At 69.5% G+C, this 17940-nt stretch carries 15 protein-coding genes and 3 pseudogenes; 6 read left to right on the top strand and 12 right to left on the bottom strand.

Features of this window, described 5'->3' with window-relative positions; translation table 11 throughout:
- Nucleotides 1-22: 22 nt before the first annotated feature.
- The 3 genes from ACWFR4_RS19495 to ACWFR4_RS19485 all read right to left on the bottom strand — a co-directional run bounded on the left by ACWFR4_RS19495 (nucleotide 23) and on the right by ACWFR4_RS19485 (nucleotide 3384).
- Nucleotides 23-427, bottom strand: coding sequence for a GntR family transcriptional regulator (locus tag ACWFR4_RS19495; RefSeq protein ID WP_453468741.1), 405 nt, complete (start codon nucleotides 425-427; stop codon nucleotides 23-25).
- Between the two features lie 118 nt (nucleotides 428-545).
- The gene (locus tag ACWFR4_RS19490; RefSeq protein ID WP_453653548.1) at nucleotides 546-2432 is read right to left on the bottom strand and encodes an APC family permease; all 1887 of its coding nucleotides are present in this window, start codon (nucleotides 2430-2432) and stop codon (nucleotides 546-548) included.
- 217 nt (nucleotides 2433-2649) lie between these two features.
- Nucleotides 2650-3384, bottom strand: coding sequence for a DUF4118 domain-containing protein (locus ACWFR4_RS19485; RefSeq protein WP_453468745.1), 735 nt, complete (start codon nucleotides 3382-3384; stop codon nucleotides 2650-2652).
- Nucleotides 3385-3386: 2 nt separating this feature from the next.
- Here ACWFR4_RS19485 and ACWFR4_RS19480 point away from each other — a divergent pair.
- Nucleotides 3387-3773 (top strand): annotated as a pseudogene (locus ACWFR4_RS19480) (LD-carboxypeptidase); the annotation flags it as partial.
- A gap of 69 nt (nucleotides 3774-3842) precedes the next feature.
- Here the strand turns inward: ACWFR4_RS19480 and ACWFR4_RS19475 are convergent.
- The 5 genes from ACWFR4_RS19475 to ACWFR4_RS19455 all read right to left on the bottom strand — a co-directional run bounded on the left by ACWFR4_RS19475 (nucleotide 3843) and on the right by ACWFR4_RS19455 (nucleotide 9179).
- A complete protein-coding gene (locus tag ACWFR4_RS19475; RefSeq protein ID WP_453653552.1) occupies nucleotides 3843-4844 on the bottom strand; it encodes an ABC transporter permease in 1002 nt (333 codons plus the stop codon).
- Complete coding sequence (locus ACWFR4_RS19470) at nucleotides 4841-5743, bottom strand: ABC transporter ATP-binding protein (RefSeq protein WP_453653550.1); 903 nt, start codon at nucleotides 5741-5743, stop codon at nucleotides 4841-4843. The genes ACWFR4_RS19475 and ACWFR4_RS19470 overlap by 4 nt, the downstream gene beginning before the upstream one ends.
- A 44-nt stretch (nucleotides 5744-5787) precedes the next feature.
- Complete coding sequence (locus ACWFR4_RS19465; RefSeq protein WP_453468741.1) at nucleotides 5788-6192, bottom strand: GntR family transcriptional regulator; 405 nt, start codon at nucleotides 6190-6192, stop codon at nucleotides 5788-5790.
- A 118-nt stretch (nucleotides 6193-6310) separates the two neighbouring features.
- Nucleotides 6311-8197: an APC family permease gene (locus ACWFR4_RS19460; RefSeq protein WP_453653548.1), complete on the bottom strand. Its 1887-nt coding sequence runs from the start codon at nucleotides 8195-8197 to the stop codon at nucleotides 6311-6313.
- Nucleotides 8198-8414: 217 nt separating this feature from the next.
- Nucleotides 8415-9179: a DUF4118 domain-containing protein gene (locus tag ACWFR4_RS19455; RefSeq protein ID WP_453653546.1), complete on the bottom strand. Its 765-nt coding sequence runs from the start codon at nucleotides 9177-9179 to the stop codon at nucleotides 8415-8417.
- A gap of 343 nt (nucleotides 9180-9522) precedes the next feature.
- Here ACWFR4_RS19455 and ACWFR4_RS19450 point away from each other — a divergent pair, with 343 nt between their 5' ends.
- Nucleotides 9523-11475 (top strand): amino acid transporter, encoded by a 1953-nt coding sequence (locus ACWFR4_RS19450; RefSeq protein WP_453653544.1) that lies wholly within the window; start codon nucleotides 9523-9525, stop codon nucleotides 11473-11475.
- A 446-nt stretch (nucleotides 11476-11921) separates the two neighbouring features.
- Here ACWFR4_RS19450 and ACWFR4_RS19445 read toward each other — a convergent pair whose 3' ends face one another.
- Nucleotides 11922-12482 carry a TetR/AcrR family transcriptional regulator gene (locus ACWFR4_RS19445; protein ID WP_453653542.1) on the bottom strand — a complete coding sequence of 187 codons (561 nt, stop codon included), beginning with the start codon at nucleotides 12480-12482 and terminating at the stop codon, nucleotides 11922-11924.
- Nucleotides 12483-12606: 124 nt separating this feature from the next.
- Here ACWFR4_RS19445 and ACWFR4_RS19440 point away from each other — a divergent pair, with 124 nt between their 5' ends.
- Entirely contained in the window at nucleotides 12607-13281 is a 675-nt protein-coding gene (locus ACWFR4_RS19440; protein WP_453653540.1) for an SDR family oxidoreductase, read from the top strand.
- 375 nt (nucleotides 13282-13656) lie between these two features.
- Here the strand turns inward: ACWFR4_RS19440 and ACWFR4_RS19435 are convergent.
- Nucleotides 13657-13946 (bottom strand): annotated as a pseudogene (locus ACWFR4_RS19435) (SAM-dependent methyltransferase); the annotation flags it as partial.
- A 34-nt stretch (nucleotides 13947-13980) separates the two neighbouring features.
- Between ACWFR4_RS19435 and ACWFR4_RS19430 the strand changes: the two are divergent.
- Together ACWFR4_RS19430 and ACWFR4_RS19425 are read left to right on the top strand one after the other, a co-directional pair.
- Nucleotides 13981-14151 carry a GrpB family protein gene (locus ACWFR4_RS19430; RefSeq protein WP_453653538.1) on the top strand — a complete coding sequence of 57 codons (171 nt, stop codon included), beginning with the start codon at nucleotides 13981-13983 and terminating at the stop codon, nucleotides 14149-14151.
- Between the two features lie 177 nt (nucleotides 14152-14328).
- Nucleotides 14329-15429 carry a haloacid dehalogenase-like hydrolase gene (locus tag ACWFR4_RS19425; protein WP_453653536.1) on the top strand — a complete coding sequence of 367 codons (1101 nt, stop codon included), beginning with the start codon at nucleotides 14329-14331 and terminating at the stop codon, nucleotides 15427-15429.
- Nucleotides 15430-15575: 146 nt separating this feature from the next.
- Here ACWFR4_RS19425 and ACWFR4_RS19420 read toward each other — a convergent pair whose 3' ends face one another.
- Nucleotides 15576-16226 carry a TetR/AcrR family transcriptional regulator gene (locus ACWFR4_RS19420; RefSeq protein ID WP_453653534.1) on the bottom strand — a complete coding sequence of 217 codons (651 nt, stop codon included), beginning with the start codon at nucleotides 16224-16226 and terminating at the stop codon, nucleotides 15576-15578.
- A 177-nt stretch (nucleotides 16227-16403) separates the two neighbouring features.
- Between ACWFR4_RS19420 and ACWFR4_RS19415 the strand changes: the two genes are divergently transcribed.
- The gene (locus tag ACWFR4_RS19415; RefSeq protein ID WP_453653532.1) at nucleotides 16404-17216 is read left to right on the top strand and encodes a class II aldolase/adducin family protein; all 813 of its coding nucleotides are present in this window, start codon (nucleotides 16404-16406) and stop codon (nucleotides 17214-17216) included.
- Between the two features lie 71 nt (nucleotides 17217-17287).
- On the opposite strand, the pseudogene ACWFR4_RS19410 reads toward ACWFR4_RS19415, so the two are convergent.
- Nucleotides 17288-17863, bottom strand: a pseudogene (locus tag ACWFR4_RS19410) (ankyrin repeat domain-containing protein); the annotation flags it as partial.
- Nucleotides 17864-17940: the final 77 nt, after the last annotated feature.

Raw genomic sequence — 17940 nt, 5'->3', positions numbered from 1 at the left:
GCATGTCTGGTCCCCCAACTGGTCACGAGACGTCCTCGGCCGGCGGTGCGTCGAGCGTGGTGCGCAGAGTGGTGTCGATCAGCGCGGTGATGTCCTCGCGGCCCAGACCCGCGGCCTTGGCCTTGTGCAGCCAGGCGAGCAGGTCCTCGCGCAGCCCTGCCTGGTGGGCCAGGGCCGGGCCGGCGAGGGTGCCGACGAGGAAGGTGCCCACGCCGGGGCGCCCCTCCGCCAGTCCTTCGAGTTCGAGCTCGCGGTACGCCTTCAGCACCGTGTTCGGATTGATCGCCAGCGACTGGGCCACCTGTCGCACCTTGGGCAGCTGGTCCCCGGGCTCGGCGAGACCGACCCGCAGAGCCTGGCGCACCTGGAGCACAAGTTGCATGTAGGTGGCCACCCGTGAACGGCCGTCAAGTACGAACTCGATCACTACTTCTCCCGTTGTCTTACGACAGTAAGACAGCTTGCTGACCCTGGATCCGGGTGTCAAGGCTGAATGTCCTACGACAGTAAGACAGCGGGGGCGGAGATGAGACAGAGGGGGCCGTTCAGCGCCCGTCGGCGTCGATGCGGAAGCGGAGGCGGCAGATCACCGCGTCGGTGTCGCGGCGTACCGCGTGCGCGACGACTGAGCCGCGCTGGTTCTGGAGGAGGCGCTGCCAGAGGCGCGCGGACCCGGCTTCGGGGATCAGTACGGTGATCTGGGAGTCCGGGCGGTTGGCGGACAGTTCGCGTACATAGGCCGAGACGGGTCGGCCGAGGGCGCGCGTGGGTGAGCTGAGCTCGACGAGATCGACGCCCGGGTTCCACAACTCCCAGTCCCGGTGCAGGGCTTCGGCCTCGCGACGGTCCTCCGGGGCGGGATGGGTGACGGTGATCGCCAGCACTTCGTCACCCAGCGAACGGGCCGCGGTGAGCGCCTTGCACGTCAGCTTGGACAGGCCCGAGACGGGTACGACGATCAGCGAGTGGGCGCGCTCGGGCGGCTCGGGGATGCGGCCGAGTTCGAGGAGCTCGCCGATACGGCTGTACGCGCGATGCACCCGCTCGAAGCCGAGGACCAGCAGCGGCAGGGCGAGGACGATGAGCCAGGCGCCCTCGGAGAACTTGGTGGCGGTGACGACCACTCCCGCGACGCCGGTCAGCAGGGCGCCGAAGCCGTTCAGTACGGCTTTCGCCCGCCAGCCCTTGACCCGGTCGCCGTACCAGTGCCGGACCATACCGACCTGGCAGATGGTGAAGCCGATGAACACGCCAATCGCGAAGAGCGGGACGAGGGTGTTCGTGTCGCCGCCGGAGAAGACCAGCAGGAGCGCGGAGACCAGGGCCAGCGCGAGCACCCCGTGCCGGTGCACCTGCCGGTCGGCCTTGAGGGCGAACGCGTGCGGGAGGTGGTTGTCGCGGGCCAGCAGGCTCATCAGTACGGGCAGTCCGCCGAAGGACGTGTTGGCGGCGAGCGCGAGGAGCACCATCGTCGCGAACTGCACCACGTAGAAGGCCACGTTGTGTCCGAACGAGGCGTCCGCGAGTTGAGCGAGGACCGTCACGCCTTCGACCGGCTGGAGATGGAAGCGGCCGATGAGGATGGAAAGGCCGATCAGCATCACGCCGAGGAGAGCGCCGAGCGCCACCTCGGTGCGCTGGGCGCGGCGGGCGGCCGGGCCGCGGAAGGACGGCACCGCGTTGGCCACGGCCTCCACTCCGGTGAGGGCGGAGCAGCCGGCCGCGAACGCCTTGAGCAGGAGCAAGGCCCCTACGGTGGTGGCGCTGCTGCCGAGAGCGGAGGTGTGGCCGGCGGCCGAAGCGGTGCTGACCGGGCCGTCACGGAAGAGCCCGACCACGATCATCGCGAGGATCGAGCCGACGAACAGGGCGGTCGGCAGCAGGAACGCCTTGGCCGAGTCGACCACGCCCCGCAGGTTGATGGCCGTGACCAGGACGAGGACGCCGAGGCAGATCCACGTCCGTTCGCCGTAGAGCTGCGGGAAGGCCGAGGTGAGTGCGGCGACACCCGCGGTGACGGAGACCGCGACGTTCAGCACGTAGTCGAGGATCAGGGAGCCGGCGGCGACCAGGCCGGTACGCCGCCCCAGGTGCCGCTTGGCCACGGCGTACGAGCCGCCGCCGTCCGGGAACGCGGCGATGACCTGACGGTACGAGGCCACCAGCACCGCGAGCAGCCCGGCGATCGCAAGCGTGACGGGAAGCGTGAACCCCATCCCGTAGGCACCGGCCACGGCCAACACCAGAACGATCGACTCCGGTCCGTACGCCACCGAGGCCATCGCGTCCAGCGACAGCGCGGCGAGCCCCTGGAGCGCGGTGAGCTTGTGCCGGTCACCGGCCCGGAGGGCTCCGGCGCTCCCGGTATCAGGCGGCTCCTGAGCTCCGTCGCCGTCTTCCGCCGTGTTCGCACTGCCTGTGTGCATGGCCATGTTGCCGGTCCTCCGATGTGAGCAATTCGAGGACCAGCGTGAATGCCGTGCGGCAAGGGCCCAGCCGTCTTGCCGTGATCCATACGCGCGCCGGAGCGCTCTTCACGCGCTCCTTACGTCGCGGCAGGAGGCCATGCGCGCCGGCCGCCGCTACGACGGTCACGGCGTACTGGCCGCTGCCGGCTCCACGGCACCGGGCGGGCGTCCGCCCCGACCCTCAGGCGCCCTTCGCCGGGCGGGTGATGTCCAGCGCCGCACCCGTCTGATCGGCGAGTGTCACGGCGACGAGGCGGGCCTGGAGTGACGGGACGGGGCCCGGTCCGGGCGTGAGCATGTAGCGGCCGAGGTACTGGCCGTTGCCGTACGCGCGCAGTTCGATCTCGCCGTCGGGCCAGCCCCCGCTGTCGACGTCCCAGCGCCTGCGGCCGACCACCACGGTCCCGTCCTGCTCCAGGCGCGGCGGCCGCCCCAGGAGGGTGCCGTACTCGAATCGGCAGCCGCGCAGTCCGAGCAGTTCGGTCAGCTGCTCGCGCACATGGCCGACGACCGCGTCCGCCGAGGTGGTGGACTGGGCGAGGTCGGCGGTCGCGTGGATGCGCGCCAGGTACTCCGCGTCCGTCACCGTGATCACCTTCAGCCGGCGCGCGCGGGCCGCGAGCTGCGACACGATCAGCCCGACGACCAGGAGCAGCACCGCCGTCTCGACGTCATCGGAGTCGGTGATGCTGAACCGCTGGTACGGGCGGGTGAGGAAGAAGTCGAACCAGGCCGCCGCCGAGAGCGCCGCGACAGCGCCCGCCGAACGGCTGCCGACGGCCGCCACGGCGACGACCACCACGACCAGGATCAGGGCGGCGTTGGTGGCCGAGAGGTCCGTGCGGAAGGGCACCAGCACGAGTGCGACGAGGAACGGGGCGACGAGGCCCGCGGCCAGTGCGATCCGGTCCCGCACGCTGCATCGAGACGCTGTGCGATCTCGCGGGAACCCCCTATCTCGACGCCTCGGCCTTCGCCCGCGACGAGTCCCCCGACGGGCTCCTCATCTACGTCGAGGCGGGCGAGGACAACGCCTTCACCATCTGCCGGAACCTGCACGGCATAAAGCTCGCCGGCCTCTTCGACCACGCGAACGCGATCCTCGTCGGCCGGACCAACGCACCGGACCGCCGCACCCTCACCCAGTACGAGGCCGTGCTCGACGCGCTCGGCTCCCTGAACGTGCCGATCGTCGCCGACGTGGAATGCGGCCACGTCCCGCCGTACATGCCCATTGTCAACGGCGCGCTCGGCCGTCTCGTTCACACGTCGACCCGCAGCGAACTCACGCAGACATTGGCCTGACGCCGTCGACGGGAGGGCCCAGGCCCATCGGCCCAGAGCCCTCCCGCCTGAAGACCGCCCACTCCCCCGTCAGGCGATGTGACGGATCCGGCGCACGGCGAGGAGGAGCAGGAGCGCCGCCAGAGCGACGAAGATGCCCGTCTCGATGCCCTGGAAGGCCCAGAACCGGTCGCCGGGCTGGTAGAGCTGCCAGTTGTGGGACCCGGGCCCAAGGCCCTGATGCGCCATCTGCTCCAGGCACGAACTCGCGCCGGTCTTGGCCTCGTTGGAGGGCGGGCACCCCACCTGGGCGTTCTCCCTCACGAGCTTTCCGGCACCGTCGCGCAACCCCTGGCTGAGAATCCAGTCGCTCGACGCGGGGTTCGGTCCCTGGGAGCTCGCCAGGCCGTAGTTCAGGGTTTTGGCGGGCATGTAGTGGGATCGGCCCAGGGTTTCGACGGCGATACGTACGACGGCGAATCCGGCGAGGGTGACCGCCATGGCCGGCAGGACCCGGCGCGCGAAGGTGCCGGCGAAGATGCCCAGCGAGACGGCGAAGAGGGTGTAGCCGAGCGGCGCGATGCCCTGCACGTCGAACCAGAGGTAGCCGAATCGCCCGTTGCCGTTGGCGGCCAGAGGCTCGTACCACCAGGACACCCCCAGGGCGTACACCACTGCGAGCAGGACCGTGACGGCGCCTACCAGGCCGAACTTGACGAGCGCCCACCGAAGGCGGCTGACGCCCTGAGTCCACACGAACCGGTGCGTGCCGTGTTCGACTTCGCGGGAGATCAGCGGTGCGCCGAGGAACAGCCCCACCAGCAGCGGCAGGATCACGAAGAGGATGCCGACGAACGACAGATCCTTGAACTCGTTCTGGAACTGCGTGCTGAGGGCGTTGCAGCTGTCCACTGCCTGGTTCGCGGCCAGAACGTCCGTGCCCAGCTTCGAAAGGCACGCGCCCAGGCCGGAGTTGTCGAAGACGTCGTGCATCCGCAGGCCTGTGGGGATCATGATCGCGGCGAGTACGGCCAGCCCGAGCCCGGCGAAGAGCGCTTGCTTGCGATGCTGTTTCCAGGTCAGCCAGATCATGCGGTCACCTCCGAAACGGTGTGCGCCGCACGGGTGTCGGCCGTGTGGAGGTAGGCGAGGACGAGGTCTTCCAGAGTCACCTCGTGCCGGGTCCAGGCCGGGTCGTCGACGGGGCGCCCCTGCGTGCGCACGAGCAGCGTGGACTGGCGATCGGTGTGGCTGGCGTTGATGACCTGTGCCGGGCCCTCCATCGGGACAGCGCTCGGCTCGATGCGCGGACCGACCAACGTCCGGTGCTCGTCGAGCAGTTCGTCGATCGAGCCGACGAGCCGGACATGCGCCTTCTGCAGCACGATCAGGTAGTCGCAGACCCGTTCCAGATCCGCAACCAGGTGGGAGGAGAGCAGCACCGTCGTGCCGCTCTCGGCGACCACGCCCATCAGTGCCTGCATGAACTCCCGTCGCGCCAGCGGGTCGAGCGCCGCGACCGGCTCGTCGAGCAGCAGCAGACGAGGCCGCTTGGCCATGGCCAGCGCCAGAGCCACCTGGGCGCGCTGCCCGCCGGAGAGTTTCCCGACCGGCTTCTTGGGCGGAATGTCGAGTTGGCCGATCCGCTCACGGGCGAAGGCGGCGTCCCAGCGGCTGTTGAGCTTGCCGCCCAAGGTGATGAGGTCGGCGGCGGTGAAGTCGCGGTAGAGCGGCGTGTCCTGGGCCACGAAACCGACCTCCCGCAGGACAGAGGTGTTGTTACGCGGATCCTGGCCGAAGACGCGTACCTGTCCGGCGTCGGGCCGCAGCAGTCCGACGGCGAGATGCAGGAGAGTGGACTTGCCCGCACCGTTGGGTCCGGCGAGCCCGGCGATCCGGCCGGCGGGCAGGTGCAGAGAGCACTCCTGGAGTGCCCATGTGCGCCCGTACCGCTTTCCGAGCGCGTCGGTCTCCAACGCCATGTTCGTCATGTCCGATCCCCCAACTGGTCACGCATGTCTGGTCCCCCAACTGGTCACGAGACGTCCTCGGCCGGCGGTGCGTCGAGCGTGGTGCGCAGAGTGGTGTCGATCAGCGCGGTGATGTCCTCGCGGCCCAGACCCGCGGCCTTGGCCTTGTGCAGCCAGGCGAGCAGGTCCTCGCGCAGCCCTGCCTGGTGGGCCAGGGCCGGGCCGGCGAGGGTGCCGACGAGGAAGGTGCCCACGCCGGGGCGCCCCTCCGCCAGTCCTTCGAGTTCGAGCTCGCGGTACGCCTTCAGCACCGTGTTCGGATTGATCGCCAGCGACTGGGCCACCTGTCGCACCTTGGGCAGCTGGTCCCCGGGCTCGGCGAGACCGACCCGCAGAGCCTGGCGCACCTGGAGCACAAGTTGCATGTAGGTGGCCACCCGTGAACGGCCGTCAAGTACGAACTCGATCACTACTTCTCCCGTTGTCTTACGACAGTAAGACAGCTTGCTGACCCTGGATCCGGGTGTCAAGGCTGAATGTCCTACGACAGTAAGACAGCGGGGGCGGAGATGAGACAGAGGGGGCCGTTCAGCGCCCGTCGGCGTCGATGCGGAAGCGGAGGCGGCAGATCACCGCGTCGGTGTCGCGGCGTACCGCGTGCGCGACGACTGAGCCGCGCTGGTTCTGGAGGAGGCGCTGCCAGAGGCGCGCGGACCCGGCTTCGGGGATCAGTACGGTGATCTGGGAGTCCGGGCGGTTGGCGGACAGTTCGCGTACATAGGCCGAGACGGGTCGGCCGAGGGCGCGCGTGGGTGAGCTGAGCTCGACGAGATCGACGCCCGGGTTCCACAACTCCCAGTCCCGGTGCAGGGCTTCGGCCTCGCGACGGTCCTCCGGGGCGGGATGGGTGACGGTGATCGCCAGCACTTCGTCACCCAGCGAACGGGCCGCGGTGAGCGCCTTGCACGTCAGCTTGGACAGGCCCGAGACGGGTACGACGATCAGCGAGTGGGCGCGCTCGGGCGGCTCGGGGATGCGGCCGAGTTCGAGGAGCTCGCCGATACGGCTGTACGCGCGATGCACCCGCTCGAAGCCGAGGACCAGCAGCGGCAGGGCGAGGACGATGAGCCAGGCGCCCTCGGAGAACTTGGTGGCGGTGACGACCACTCCCGCGACGCCGGTCAGCAGGGCGCCGAAGCCGTTCAGTACGGCTTTCGCCCGCCAGCCCTTGACCCGGTCGCCGTACCAGTGCCGGACCATACCGACCTGGCAGATGGTGAAGCCGATGAACACGCCAATCGCGAAGAGCGGGACGAGGGTGTTCGTGTCGCCGCCGGAGAAGACCAGCAGGAGCGCGGAGACCAGGGCCAGCGCGAGCACCCCGTGCCGGTGCACCTGCCGGTCGGCCTTGAGGGCGAACGCGTGCGGGAGGTGGTTGTCGCGGGCCAGCAGGCTCATCAGTACGGGCAGTCCGCCGAAGGACGTGTTGGCGGCGAGCGCGAGGAGCACCATCGTCGCGAACTGCACCACGTAGAAGGCCACGTTGTGTCCGAACGAGGCGTCCGCGAGTTGAGCGAGGACCGTCACGCCTTCGACCGGCTGGAGATGGAAGCGGCCGATGAGGATGGAAAGGCCGATCAGCATCACGCCGAGGAGAGCGCCGAGCGCCACCTCGGTGCGCTGGGCGCGGCGGGCGGCCGGGCCGCGGAAGGACGGCACCGCGTTGGCCACGGCCTCCACTCCGGTGAGGGCGGAGCAGCCGGCCGCGAACGCCTTGAGCAGGAGCAAGGCCCCTACGGTGGTGGCGCTGCTGCCGAGAGCGGAGGTGTGGCCGGCGGCCGAAGCGGTGCTGACCGGGCCGTCACGGAAGAGCCCGACCACGATCATCGCGAGGATCGAGCCGACGAACAGGGCGGTCGGCAGCAGGAACGCCTTGGCCGAGTCGACCACGCCCCGCAGGTTGATGGCCGTGACCAGGACGAGGACGCCGAGGCAGATCCACGTCCGTTCGCCGTAGAGCTGCGGGAAGGCCGAGGTGAGTGCGGCGACACCCGCGGTGACGGAGACCGCGACGTTCAGCACGTAGTCGAGGATCAGGGAGCCGGCGGCGACCAGGCCGGTACGCCGCCCCAGGTGCCGCTTGGCCACGGCGTACGAGCCGCCGCCGTCCGGGAACGCGGCGATGACCTGACGGTACGAGGCCACCAGCACCGCGAGCAGCCCGGCGATCGCAAGCGTGACGGGAAGCGTGAACCCCATCCCGTAGGCACCGGCCACGGCCAACACCAGAACGATCGACTCCGGTCCGTACGCCACCGAGGCCATCGCGTCCAGCGACAGCGCGGCGAGCCCCTGGAGCGCGGTGAGCTTGTGCCGGTCACCGGCCCGGAGGGCTCCGGCGCTCCCGGTATCAGGCGGCTCCTGAGCTCCGTCGCCGTCTTCCGCCGTGTTCGCACTGCCTGTGTGCATGGCCATGTTGCCGGTCCTCCGATGTGAGCAATTCGAGGACCAGCGTGAATGCCGTGCGGCAAGGGCCCAGCCGTCTTGCCGTGATCCATACGCGCGCCGGAGCGCTCTTCACGCGCTCCTTACGTCGCGGCAGGAGGCCATGCGCGCCGGCCGCCGCTACGACGGTCACGGCGTACTGGCCGCTGCCGGCTCCACGGCACCGGGCGGGCGTCCGCCCCGACCCTCAGGCGCCCTTCGCCGGGCGGGTGATGTCCAGCGCCGCACCCGTCTGATCGGCGAGTGTCACGGCGACGAGGCGGGCCTGGAGTGACGGGACGGGGCCCGGTCCGGGCGTGAGCATGTAGCGGCCGAGGTACTGGCCGTTGCCGTACGCGCGCAGTTCGATCTCGCCGTCGGGCCAGCCCCCGCTGTCGACGTCCCAGCGCCTGCGGCCGACCACCACGGTCCCGTCCTGCTCCAGGCGCGGCGGCCGCCCCAGGAGGGTGCCGTACTCGAATCGGCAGCCGCGCAGTCCGAGCAGTTCGGTCAGCTGCTCGCGCACATGGCCGACGACCGCGTCCGCCGAGGTGGTGGACTGGGCGAGGTCGGCGGTCGCGTGGATGCGCGCCAGGTACTCCGCGTCCGTCACCGTGATCACCTTCAGCCGGCGCGCGCGGGCCGCGAGCTGCGACACGATCAGCCCGACGACCAGGAGCAGCACCGCCGTCTCGACGTCATCGGAGTCGGTGATGCTGAACCGCTGGTACGGGCGGGTGAGGAAGAAGTCGAACCAGGCCGCCGCCGAGAGCGCCGCGACAGCGCCCGCCGAACGGCTGCCGACGGCCGCCACGGCGACGACCACCACGACCAGGATCAGGGCGGCGTTGGTGGCCGAGAGGTCCGTGCGGAAGGGCACCAGCACGAGTGCGACGAGGAACGGGGCGACGAGGCCCGCGGCCAGTGCGATCCGGTCCCGCACGGGGTGGCCGGTCAGCGGATTGCCGGTCATACGCGTCGCCTCCAGATCTCGGGCACCGCCCCCAGATCTACGTATCACGGGGGTGCTCCGCCCGCCCCGCGAAGCGCGGGGGCAGCCGCGTGACCTGCCTTCCTCTTCAAGTGTGCTGCGCGGCGTGGACACCGTCCATCGGCCGGTCGGGACCCCCGCCGGTTGCGCTCCGTCGCCGTGCCGATCCTCCGGCCGGTGGTGACAATGGCGGCACGGACGAGCGGCGCCGTTCCTCTCAGCGCGGAGCCGGGCGTGGGCCTGGTCTCGCGAGCTGTGGACGGCGGCCCGGCTGTCCGTGTGATGGCCGGGACCCCGGGCTGGGCAGCACGTCAGGAGTACACCGATGGCCACCACCCACGGGCACCGTGAGAGTCGCCTGCGCGCGTGGATGCTCGAGGGCCTGTCCGACATGGCCAAGACCACCCCGCAGGGGGCGACCGCCGAGCCGGAGCCGTCCCACAAAGGGCAACCCTGGTGGCGCGTGATGTGTCTGACCGGCGTCGACTACTTCTCCACCCTCGGCTACCAGCCCGGCATCGCGGCTCTCGCGGCCGGCCTGCTGTCGCCGGTGGCGACCATCGTGCTGGTGATCGTCACCCTCGTGGGCGCACTACCGGTGTACCGCCGGGTCGCCGAGGAAAGCCCGCACGGCGAGGGCTCGATCGCGATGCTGGAGCGGCTGCTGTCCTTCTGGAAGGGCAAGCTGTTCGTTCTCACCCTGCTCGGCTTCGCCGCGACCGACTTCCTCATCACCATCACCCTGTCGGCGGCGGACGCCTCCACCCACCTCGTGGAGAACCCCCATCTCACGGACACCCTGCACAACAGACAGATGCTCATCACCCTCGTGCTGGTGGCCCTGCTCGGCGCGGTGTTCCTCAAGGGGTTCCTGGAGGCGATCGGCGTCGCCGTCGTCCTCGTCGGCATCTATCTCTCGCTCAACGTCGTGGTGGTGGTGACCGGCCTCTGGCACGTGATCACGAAGGAACATGTGATCACCGACTGGTCCACGGCGCTCACCGCCGAACACGGCAATGCGTTCGCCATGATCGGGGTCGCCCTGCTGGTCTTCCCCAAGCTCGCGCTCGGCCTCTCCGGCTTCGAGACCGGCGTGGCGGTCATGCCCCACGTGAAGGGCGACCCCACCGACACCGAGGAGCGGCCGACGGGCCGCATCCGGGGCGCCAAGAAACTGCTGACCACGGCCGCCGTGATCATGAGTGTGTTCCTCGTGTCCACCAGCTTCATCACCACACTGCTCATCCCGGAGAAGGAGTTCGAGTCCGGCGGCCAGGCCAACGGCCGGGCGCTGGCGTATCTGGCGCACGAGTACCTGGGCAGCGCCTTCGGCACGGTCTACGACGTCTCCACCATCGCGATCCTGTGGTTCGCGGGCGCCTCCGCGATGGCAGGGCTGCTCAACCTGATGCCCCGCTACCTGCCGCGGTACGGCATGGCGCCGCACTGGGCCCGCGCCGTACGTCCGATGGTGATCGTCTTCACCCTGATCGCGTTCCTGGTGACCTGGATCTTCGACGCCGACGTCGACGCGCAGGGCGGCGCCTACGCGACCGGCGTCCTCGTCCTGATCTGCTCCGCCGCGATCGCCGTCACCATCGCCGCGCGCAAGGCCGGCCAGCGCAACTGGACCATCGGCTTCGCCGTCATTTCGGCGGTGTTCCTCTACACCACGGTCGTGAACGTCATCGAGCGCCCCGACGGCGTGAAGATCGGTGCCTGCTTCATCGCCGGCATCATGCTCGTCTCGTTCCTCTCCCGGCTGGCCCGCGCCTTCGAACTGCGCGTCACCCACGTCACGTTCGACGACATGGCCGAACGCTTCGTGCGCGATATCGCCAGCCGCAAGGTCAGGTTCATCGCGAACGAGCCCGACAACCGCGACATCACCGAGTACCGAGCGAAAATCGACCAGATCCGCCACGACAACGACATCCCGGCCCAGGAGGACTTCGTCTTCGTAGAGGTCACGGTGCTCGACCCGTCGGAGTTCGAAGGCGACCTGAACGTACGCGGCGAGGTGCTGCACGCCCGCTACCGGGTCCTGGCCCTGGAGGGCTCCTCCATCCCCAACGCCCTGGCCGCCCTGCTCCTGCACATCCGCGAATCCACCGGCCGGGTTCCGCACATCTACTTCGAGTGGACCGAGGGCAATCCGCTCGCCAACTTCCTGCGCTTCTTCCTCTTCGGCCAGGGCGAGGTGGCCCCCGTCACCCGCGAGGTCCTGCGCGAAGCCGAACCCGACCCGGCCCGCCGCCCCCACGTCCACGTGGGCTGAACGCCCCCGAGGGCGTCGGGCCCGCCATCCAGCCATCCCGTGTGCGAGCCGAAGAGAACCCCTGCCACGGCGTCCGCCGGCTCCTTCTCCCCCATCCCTGTCTCCGCCAGGCGCCGCGTATCGACCGAGACGGCGATCCAGCAGGTCGCGGCCTCGTACGAGCACCAGGCCATGGACACCGGCAGAGACCGGCGGAACGCAGGACATCGAGGGACGTGGCCGAGATCATCGTGCCCAGATGGTGTGGTTCTCCTCCGGAGGCAGACCCGCCACACAGACAGGCAGGATGGCCTCGTTCCGGTGGGTCACCGCCTCGACGTGGAAGACGGCTGCGGCTGGCTGCGGGTGAAGGAGTAGCCGTGGTACTCCCCCATCGGCCCTTCGGGCGCGGTCTCGTCGCGGCTGATCCAGCGAATCAGTAGCCACGCGACGCCCCGGCAGTCCCATCAATCGCTTGACGTCAGAGCTTCCCGCGCGGCGGTGAGGATCTCCGCGGAGAGCGGGAATTCCCTGGTGGCGCGGGCCAGGACGAGCGCGCCGACCATCGTGCACAGCCGGGCCATGCCGTCCTGATCGTCGGTGGCGAGCCAGTCGGCGAAGTCACCGACCCCCTCGCTGTACACGCGGCGGGCCTCACGGTCGCCCGACCCGCGGGCCATGTCGGAGGCGAGAGCGGCGGCGGGACAGCCGTCCGCCGAGTTGTCGCGGTGCGCGACGGAGAGATAGATGTCGATCAGCGCCTGCTGTGCGGCATCGCGCTGCCCGTCGCTCTGCTCGAGACCGTCCGCGCGACGCCGGGTGAGCTCGTCGAACGCGTGGGCGGTGGCTTCGTCGACGAGTGCCTCCTTGGAGGCGAACTGCTTGTAGAAACCGCCATGGGTAAGGCCGGACGCCTTCATGAGCTCGGCGACGCTGACGTGCGTCCCCTGCTCCCGGAACAGCCGGGAGGCGTTCTCCACGACACGCCTGCGGTTCTCCAACGCTTGCGCCTGCGATACGCGGCCCATCGGCCACCTCCCCGTTCCCCTCATTGGATGTCGGTTGCCATCTATTCTAGACGCTGTTTAGATTACATACGTAATCTACTTCGGGGGCCCGATCACCGGGCCTCCCCAACCACTGGGAGCGGACATGGAACTCAAGGGCGCGGTCGCAGTCGTCACCGGGGCAAACCGAGGGCTGGGCCGCCACCTGGCCGACCAGCTCGTACAGCGCGGAGCGAAGGTGTACGCGGCGGGGCGGCGCCCCGAGACCGTGGACCTGGCGGGCGTCACCCCGCTCCGCCTTGATGTGACCGACGCGGAGTCGATCCGGGCCGCGGCCCGCGCTGCATCCGACGCGACACTGCTCGTGAACAACGCCGGAATCTCCACCGACACGACTCTCGTCACCGGCGAACTGGACGCGGTACGCCTGGAGCTGGAGACGAACTTCTTCGGCCCGCTCGCCCTGACGCGGGCGTTCGCCCCGGTCATCGAAGCCAACGGCGGAGGCGCGGTGCTGAACGTGCTCTCCGCGCTGTCCTGGCTGCACCCGGCCGCTCTCGGGTCCTACGCGGCGACGAAGGCCGCCACGTGGGCGCAGACGAACGCCGTGCGCGAGGAGCTGGCACCCCGCGGCATCACGGTCACTGCCCTGCACGTGGCATACATGGACACCGACATGGCCGCCCGCGTCCCCGCCGACCAGAAGGTCGACCCCGCGGATGTGGCAGCCCAGGCCCTCAACGCCGTGGCGGACGGCCTCCCGGAAATCCTCGCCGACGACGTCACACGGCAGGTCAAGCGGGGTCTGGCCACCTCCTGAAAGCAGCGTGAGGCCGGCTGCCCCCCGACTGCGGCCGACGTCCAACTACCCTGCGCACGGGCTGCGTTGAAGGCACTGTCCTGCCGATTCCGATCACGCAGGCAGCCACGGAGGGAGGCGCGCGTGCTCCTCGCGAGCAAGTGCACGGACCCCGGGTTCCGGTCCGGACCGAGACAGGTCCTCGGCGTCCACCTGGACCGTTTCCCGGATCGCAACGTCTGCCCCTGGTCAAGATGTCCAGCCATTACGCCGGGCTGACAACCGGCGCGCTTTCGGCACCCCTGTTCCTGATGGTCCTCTAAGTCATCACCATGGCGCGAGCCGATTCGCGTCGGTTACCGGATATACGGGAGTCGTTCCCCGTACAGCGCGTGGTCAGCGGGGGTCGTTGCGCCAGATGAAGATCTCCGCGCTCGGCTGACGCCCGGAGAACCGGCCTGACGGGGAGGCCTCACGCAGGAGTTGACGCAGGTCCGTCTCGAATGCGTCGCGGCGCGCGTGCCGAAGCGGTGCGGCGTCGAGAACGACGTCGAGAACACCCCGGCGACCAGATGGTCCGCGGTGCGTTCCAGCAGCTGTCCGCCGGGCACGACATGGCGCTGCGGACCGGAGAATCCGGCCCGGGTGAGCACCGCGGCCTCACCACCCGGAGTCCGGTGCGGGAGTTCGAGCAATTGGCCGGGCAGTTGCGGGGCGGCCATGGGTGGGGTGCCGTTGCACATCGATCACGTGGGCTCCACCTCGGTGCCGGGTCTGGCGGCCAAGGACTGCATCGACGTCCAGATCCGGGTGCGGTCGATTGTTCGACCACGGTCAGATCAAGGCGTCCGCCACCGAAGTCCTGATGGCCGCGGCCGAGCGGTGAGCTGAGACCGCCTGAAGCGTCACGCCCCAGACCCCACCGGCGTCCGCGTGACTTCGGGGTGGGCGGCCGTCGCGCCAACTCCCGGTCACAGGCGTTGATATCGCGCCTACCCGCACCCCGCGTCCCCACTCCATGATTTCGATCACGGGTGATCCGTGCGCTTCGCCCTAGCATTGCGCGCCGTGAACAGACACCCGATGCGCAAGAAGCTCGTCCTCCTCGGCGTGGCGGGCGCCCTCACCGGCGCGGTGGTCGCCGCGGGCGCTCTTTGGCCGGACACCGAGGCCACCGCGGCGGCGGACGGCGCACAGCAGCGTGCCGTAGCGGCGGAGCTCAAGCACTGGCCGGCGCCCGTGGCGGCGAAGCTGGCGAGGGTCATCGCCGCGCACGACCACCAGGGCGCGTACGCGGTCTTCGACGCGGACAACACCACATACCGCAACGACCTGGAAGAGTCCCTGCTCCCCTTCCTGGAAGTGAAGGGCGTCCTGACGCGCGACACCATGGACGCGTCCTTGAAGATCATTCCTTTCAAGGACACGGCCACGCACAAGGAGACGCTGACCGAGTACTACGCCCGCCTGTGCGACATCGACGACCAGGTCTCGTACCCATGGGCCGCGCAGATCTTCTCCGGGTTCACGCTGAAGCAACTCAAGGGCTACATCGACGAGTTGCTGGCCTACGACAAGCCGCTGCCGGGCGGGGCGAAGCCGCCGCAGTTCTCGACGGGCATGCAGGAGCTCTACCGCACGCTGAGCAAACACGGCATCAAGGTGTACGTGGTGAGCGCCGCGAGCGAGGACCTCGTACGGATGGTGCTCGCCGACCCCAAGTACGGCTACGACGTCCGGCCCGAGAACGTACTCGGCGTCTCCGCCCTCCTGAAGGACCGCAAGACGGGTGAAGTGACCAGCTCTCGCAAGGAGATCGCGGCAGGACACTACGACCAGGCGAAGCTCGCCGACCACGAACTGACGCCCACTCTCTGGGCTCCGGCCACCTGGTACGAGGGCAAGCCCGCCGCGATCAGCACGTACATCGACGCCTGGCAGAAGCCCATCCTGGCCGCGGGCGACACCCCGAAGAGCGACGGACCGATGCTTCTGCGGTCGACGGACGTGGAGCACGGCGGCGTGCGCGTGTGGGTCAACCGCAAGGACAGCTACATGAAGGAGATCGACGGCATGAAAGCCGCGGGCGCGAAACGCCAGAAGGAGCTGGGCCAGAAGGTGACTGCGGACAAGCAGTGGCTGACCGTGACGCCGCAACAGATCCGCTGACGCCGGCAATTCCCACTTGGCCGTGTTCCGTGAGGAGCGCGGCCATTTCGGTCCTGGCCGTCTCGGCCTGACAGTTTCGGGCCCGGCTATTTCGGGCCCGGCTACTTCCGGCCCGGCTACTTCCGGCCCGGCTACTTCCGGCCCGGCTACTTCCGGCCCGGCTGCTTGTGTGGTGCGCCCGCCCCCGGCGGCGCAGGCTCCGAGACCGCGTCGATCAGCAGTGGCAGGAAGGTGACGGCCAGTTCCTCGGGTGCCAACTGGTCTGGTTCCACGAGGCTTTGAGCCAGGGACCCTTCATGGACGGCTGTCGTGAGACGGGCCAGGGAGTCCAGGTCGACCGTGGGGCTGCGGCCGATGCTGGCGAAGAGGCGGGCGAGTATGCCGGCGATCTCCTCGCGCAGTCCGCGGTCCCGCTCCGCGAGGAGGCGTGCCGTCTCGGGGTGCCTGATGGCGTGCAGGGTGAACTCGGTGGACAGCAGGTACCAGCGGCGCTCGGCCGCGTCGACGGTGCCCGTTCTCGCGAGTACCGCCCGCACGGGGTCGTCCGAGTCCTCGAGTTCCGCGACAGCCTGCGTCAGGCGGTCGACGACGCTCTGGGCGTGCAGGTCGAACAGGGCGAAGAAGAGCTCTTCCTTGTTGCGGAAGTTGGAGTAGAACGCCCCGCGCGTGAGCCCGGCCCGCTCGCTGATCATCTCGATCGAGGTTCCGTAGAAGCCGCGCTCGGCGAACGTCTCCTGCGCCGCTTCCATCAGCCGCGCCGTCGTCTGCGGGCGACGCTTGGTGGGCCCCTTCGGCAACGCGTCCCTCCCTGTCCGTTGACACCCCGATGTGACCCGGCCCACGATACAGCACTGTATCGGATACAAGTCCGTATCCGATACGTTGCTGTATCGCATACGGGTGCCCCCACCCCTTGTCCGGTCCAGTGCTGCACGCGCACCTGTTGCCGTTCGGCGCTCACGAGGAGGCAATCGATGGAAACGTTCGCTGCGACAACACCGCCCCACACCGGCATCGGGCCGGTACCGCCGGGGTTCAAGGCCATGCTCCCGCCCACCTTCGATTCGGTGGAGCAGGAGAGGCTGCACCGCAAGCAGGAACTGGCCGCGGCCTTCCGGCTGTTCGGCAAGTTCGGGTTCTCGGAGGGCGTGGCGGGACACATCACGGCGCGGGACCCGGAGAACCCGCAGTGGTTCTGGGTCAACCCCTTCGGCATGAGTTTCACCCAGATCAAGGTCTCCGACCTCGTCCTCGTCGACCACGACGGCAACGTCGTCGAGGGCAGCCACCCCGTCAACCGCGCCGCCTTCTGCATTCACTCCGAAGTGCACAAGGCCCGCGAGGACGCCGTCGCCGCGGCCCACGCCCACTCCGTGCACGGCAAGGCGTTCTCCACGCTCCGCCGGCGGCTCGACCCGCTCACTCAGGACTCCTGCGCCTTCTTCGAGGACCACGGGCTCTACGAGGACTTCCGCGGAGTCGTCAACGACACCGAGGAGGGCCGGCGGATCGGTGAGGCACTCGGCCCGCACAAGGCCGTCATTCTCGCCAACCACGGCTTGCTGACGGTCGGTCAGAGTGTGGCCGAGGCCGCCTGGTGGTTCATCACGATGGAGCGGTCCTGCCAGGCGCAGCTCCTGGCCATGGCGGCCGGCACTCCGTACCCCATCGACCGGGACACGGCGCTCCAGGTACGGGAGCAGATCGGCAGCCCGTTGTCGGGGTGGTTCCAGCTCCGGCCGCTGTGGGACCAGATCATCGAGGAGCAGCCGGACCTCTTCGACTGACGGCCCCGGCCCTGGACCCACCGGCGGGTGGGTGGAACTGCCTCGGCGTGACTCCTGGACGTACTCGTGACCACGGAGTACGCGTAGGGGTCGTCCAACAGTTCTTCCAGGTCCTCGCCGTCCGCGGGATTCGCCTCCAGGCGGCGGATCGCTTCCTGGGCGTCGATCCCGGCCACGCAGGCGAGGCCCGTGCCCTCGTAGTGGAAGGTGCCCAGCGCCTCGACAAGGCGTCTGCCCTCCCTGGCCACAGTGCGCTCCGCCTCGGTCAGTGCGCGCTCGCCCTCGGGCACCGGGAACAGGTCCGGTGCCGGTCCGGCCAGGCTCAGCCGGCCGGGCGACCACCCGCCGAACCGGGGTCGCCAGGGATCGGCCCCGGCGGCGGCCAACGCCCGTGCGTTGTCCGGCCGGTTCCCCATGACCGCCTCCCACAGCGCGGTCGTCCCGTCGTCGAGCGCGTCCACATCCCGTACGCGTCGCGCCAGTTCCGCCACGACTTCCAGCGAGCCGAAGGCCGCCGCCCGGTGCAACGGCCGTCCCCCGCCGCACACTTCGGGATCGGCCCCCTGATCGAGGCGCCGCCGGATGTTGTCGGCGTCCTGCCAGTCCTCCCACCTCACGTCTGACCAGCCGCTGTCGACCTGTGCCATCGTCCGCCCCTCCAGTGCCTGCACGAGCAGTTCGTCGCACCGCCCCCGCACGAACACCACAGAGGGGCCTGACCACG

The organism is Streptomyces sp. NPDC055140, from assembly GCF_053607285.1.
This window is presented reverse-complemented; position numbering and strand designations above follow the sequence as displayed.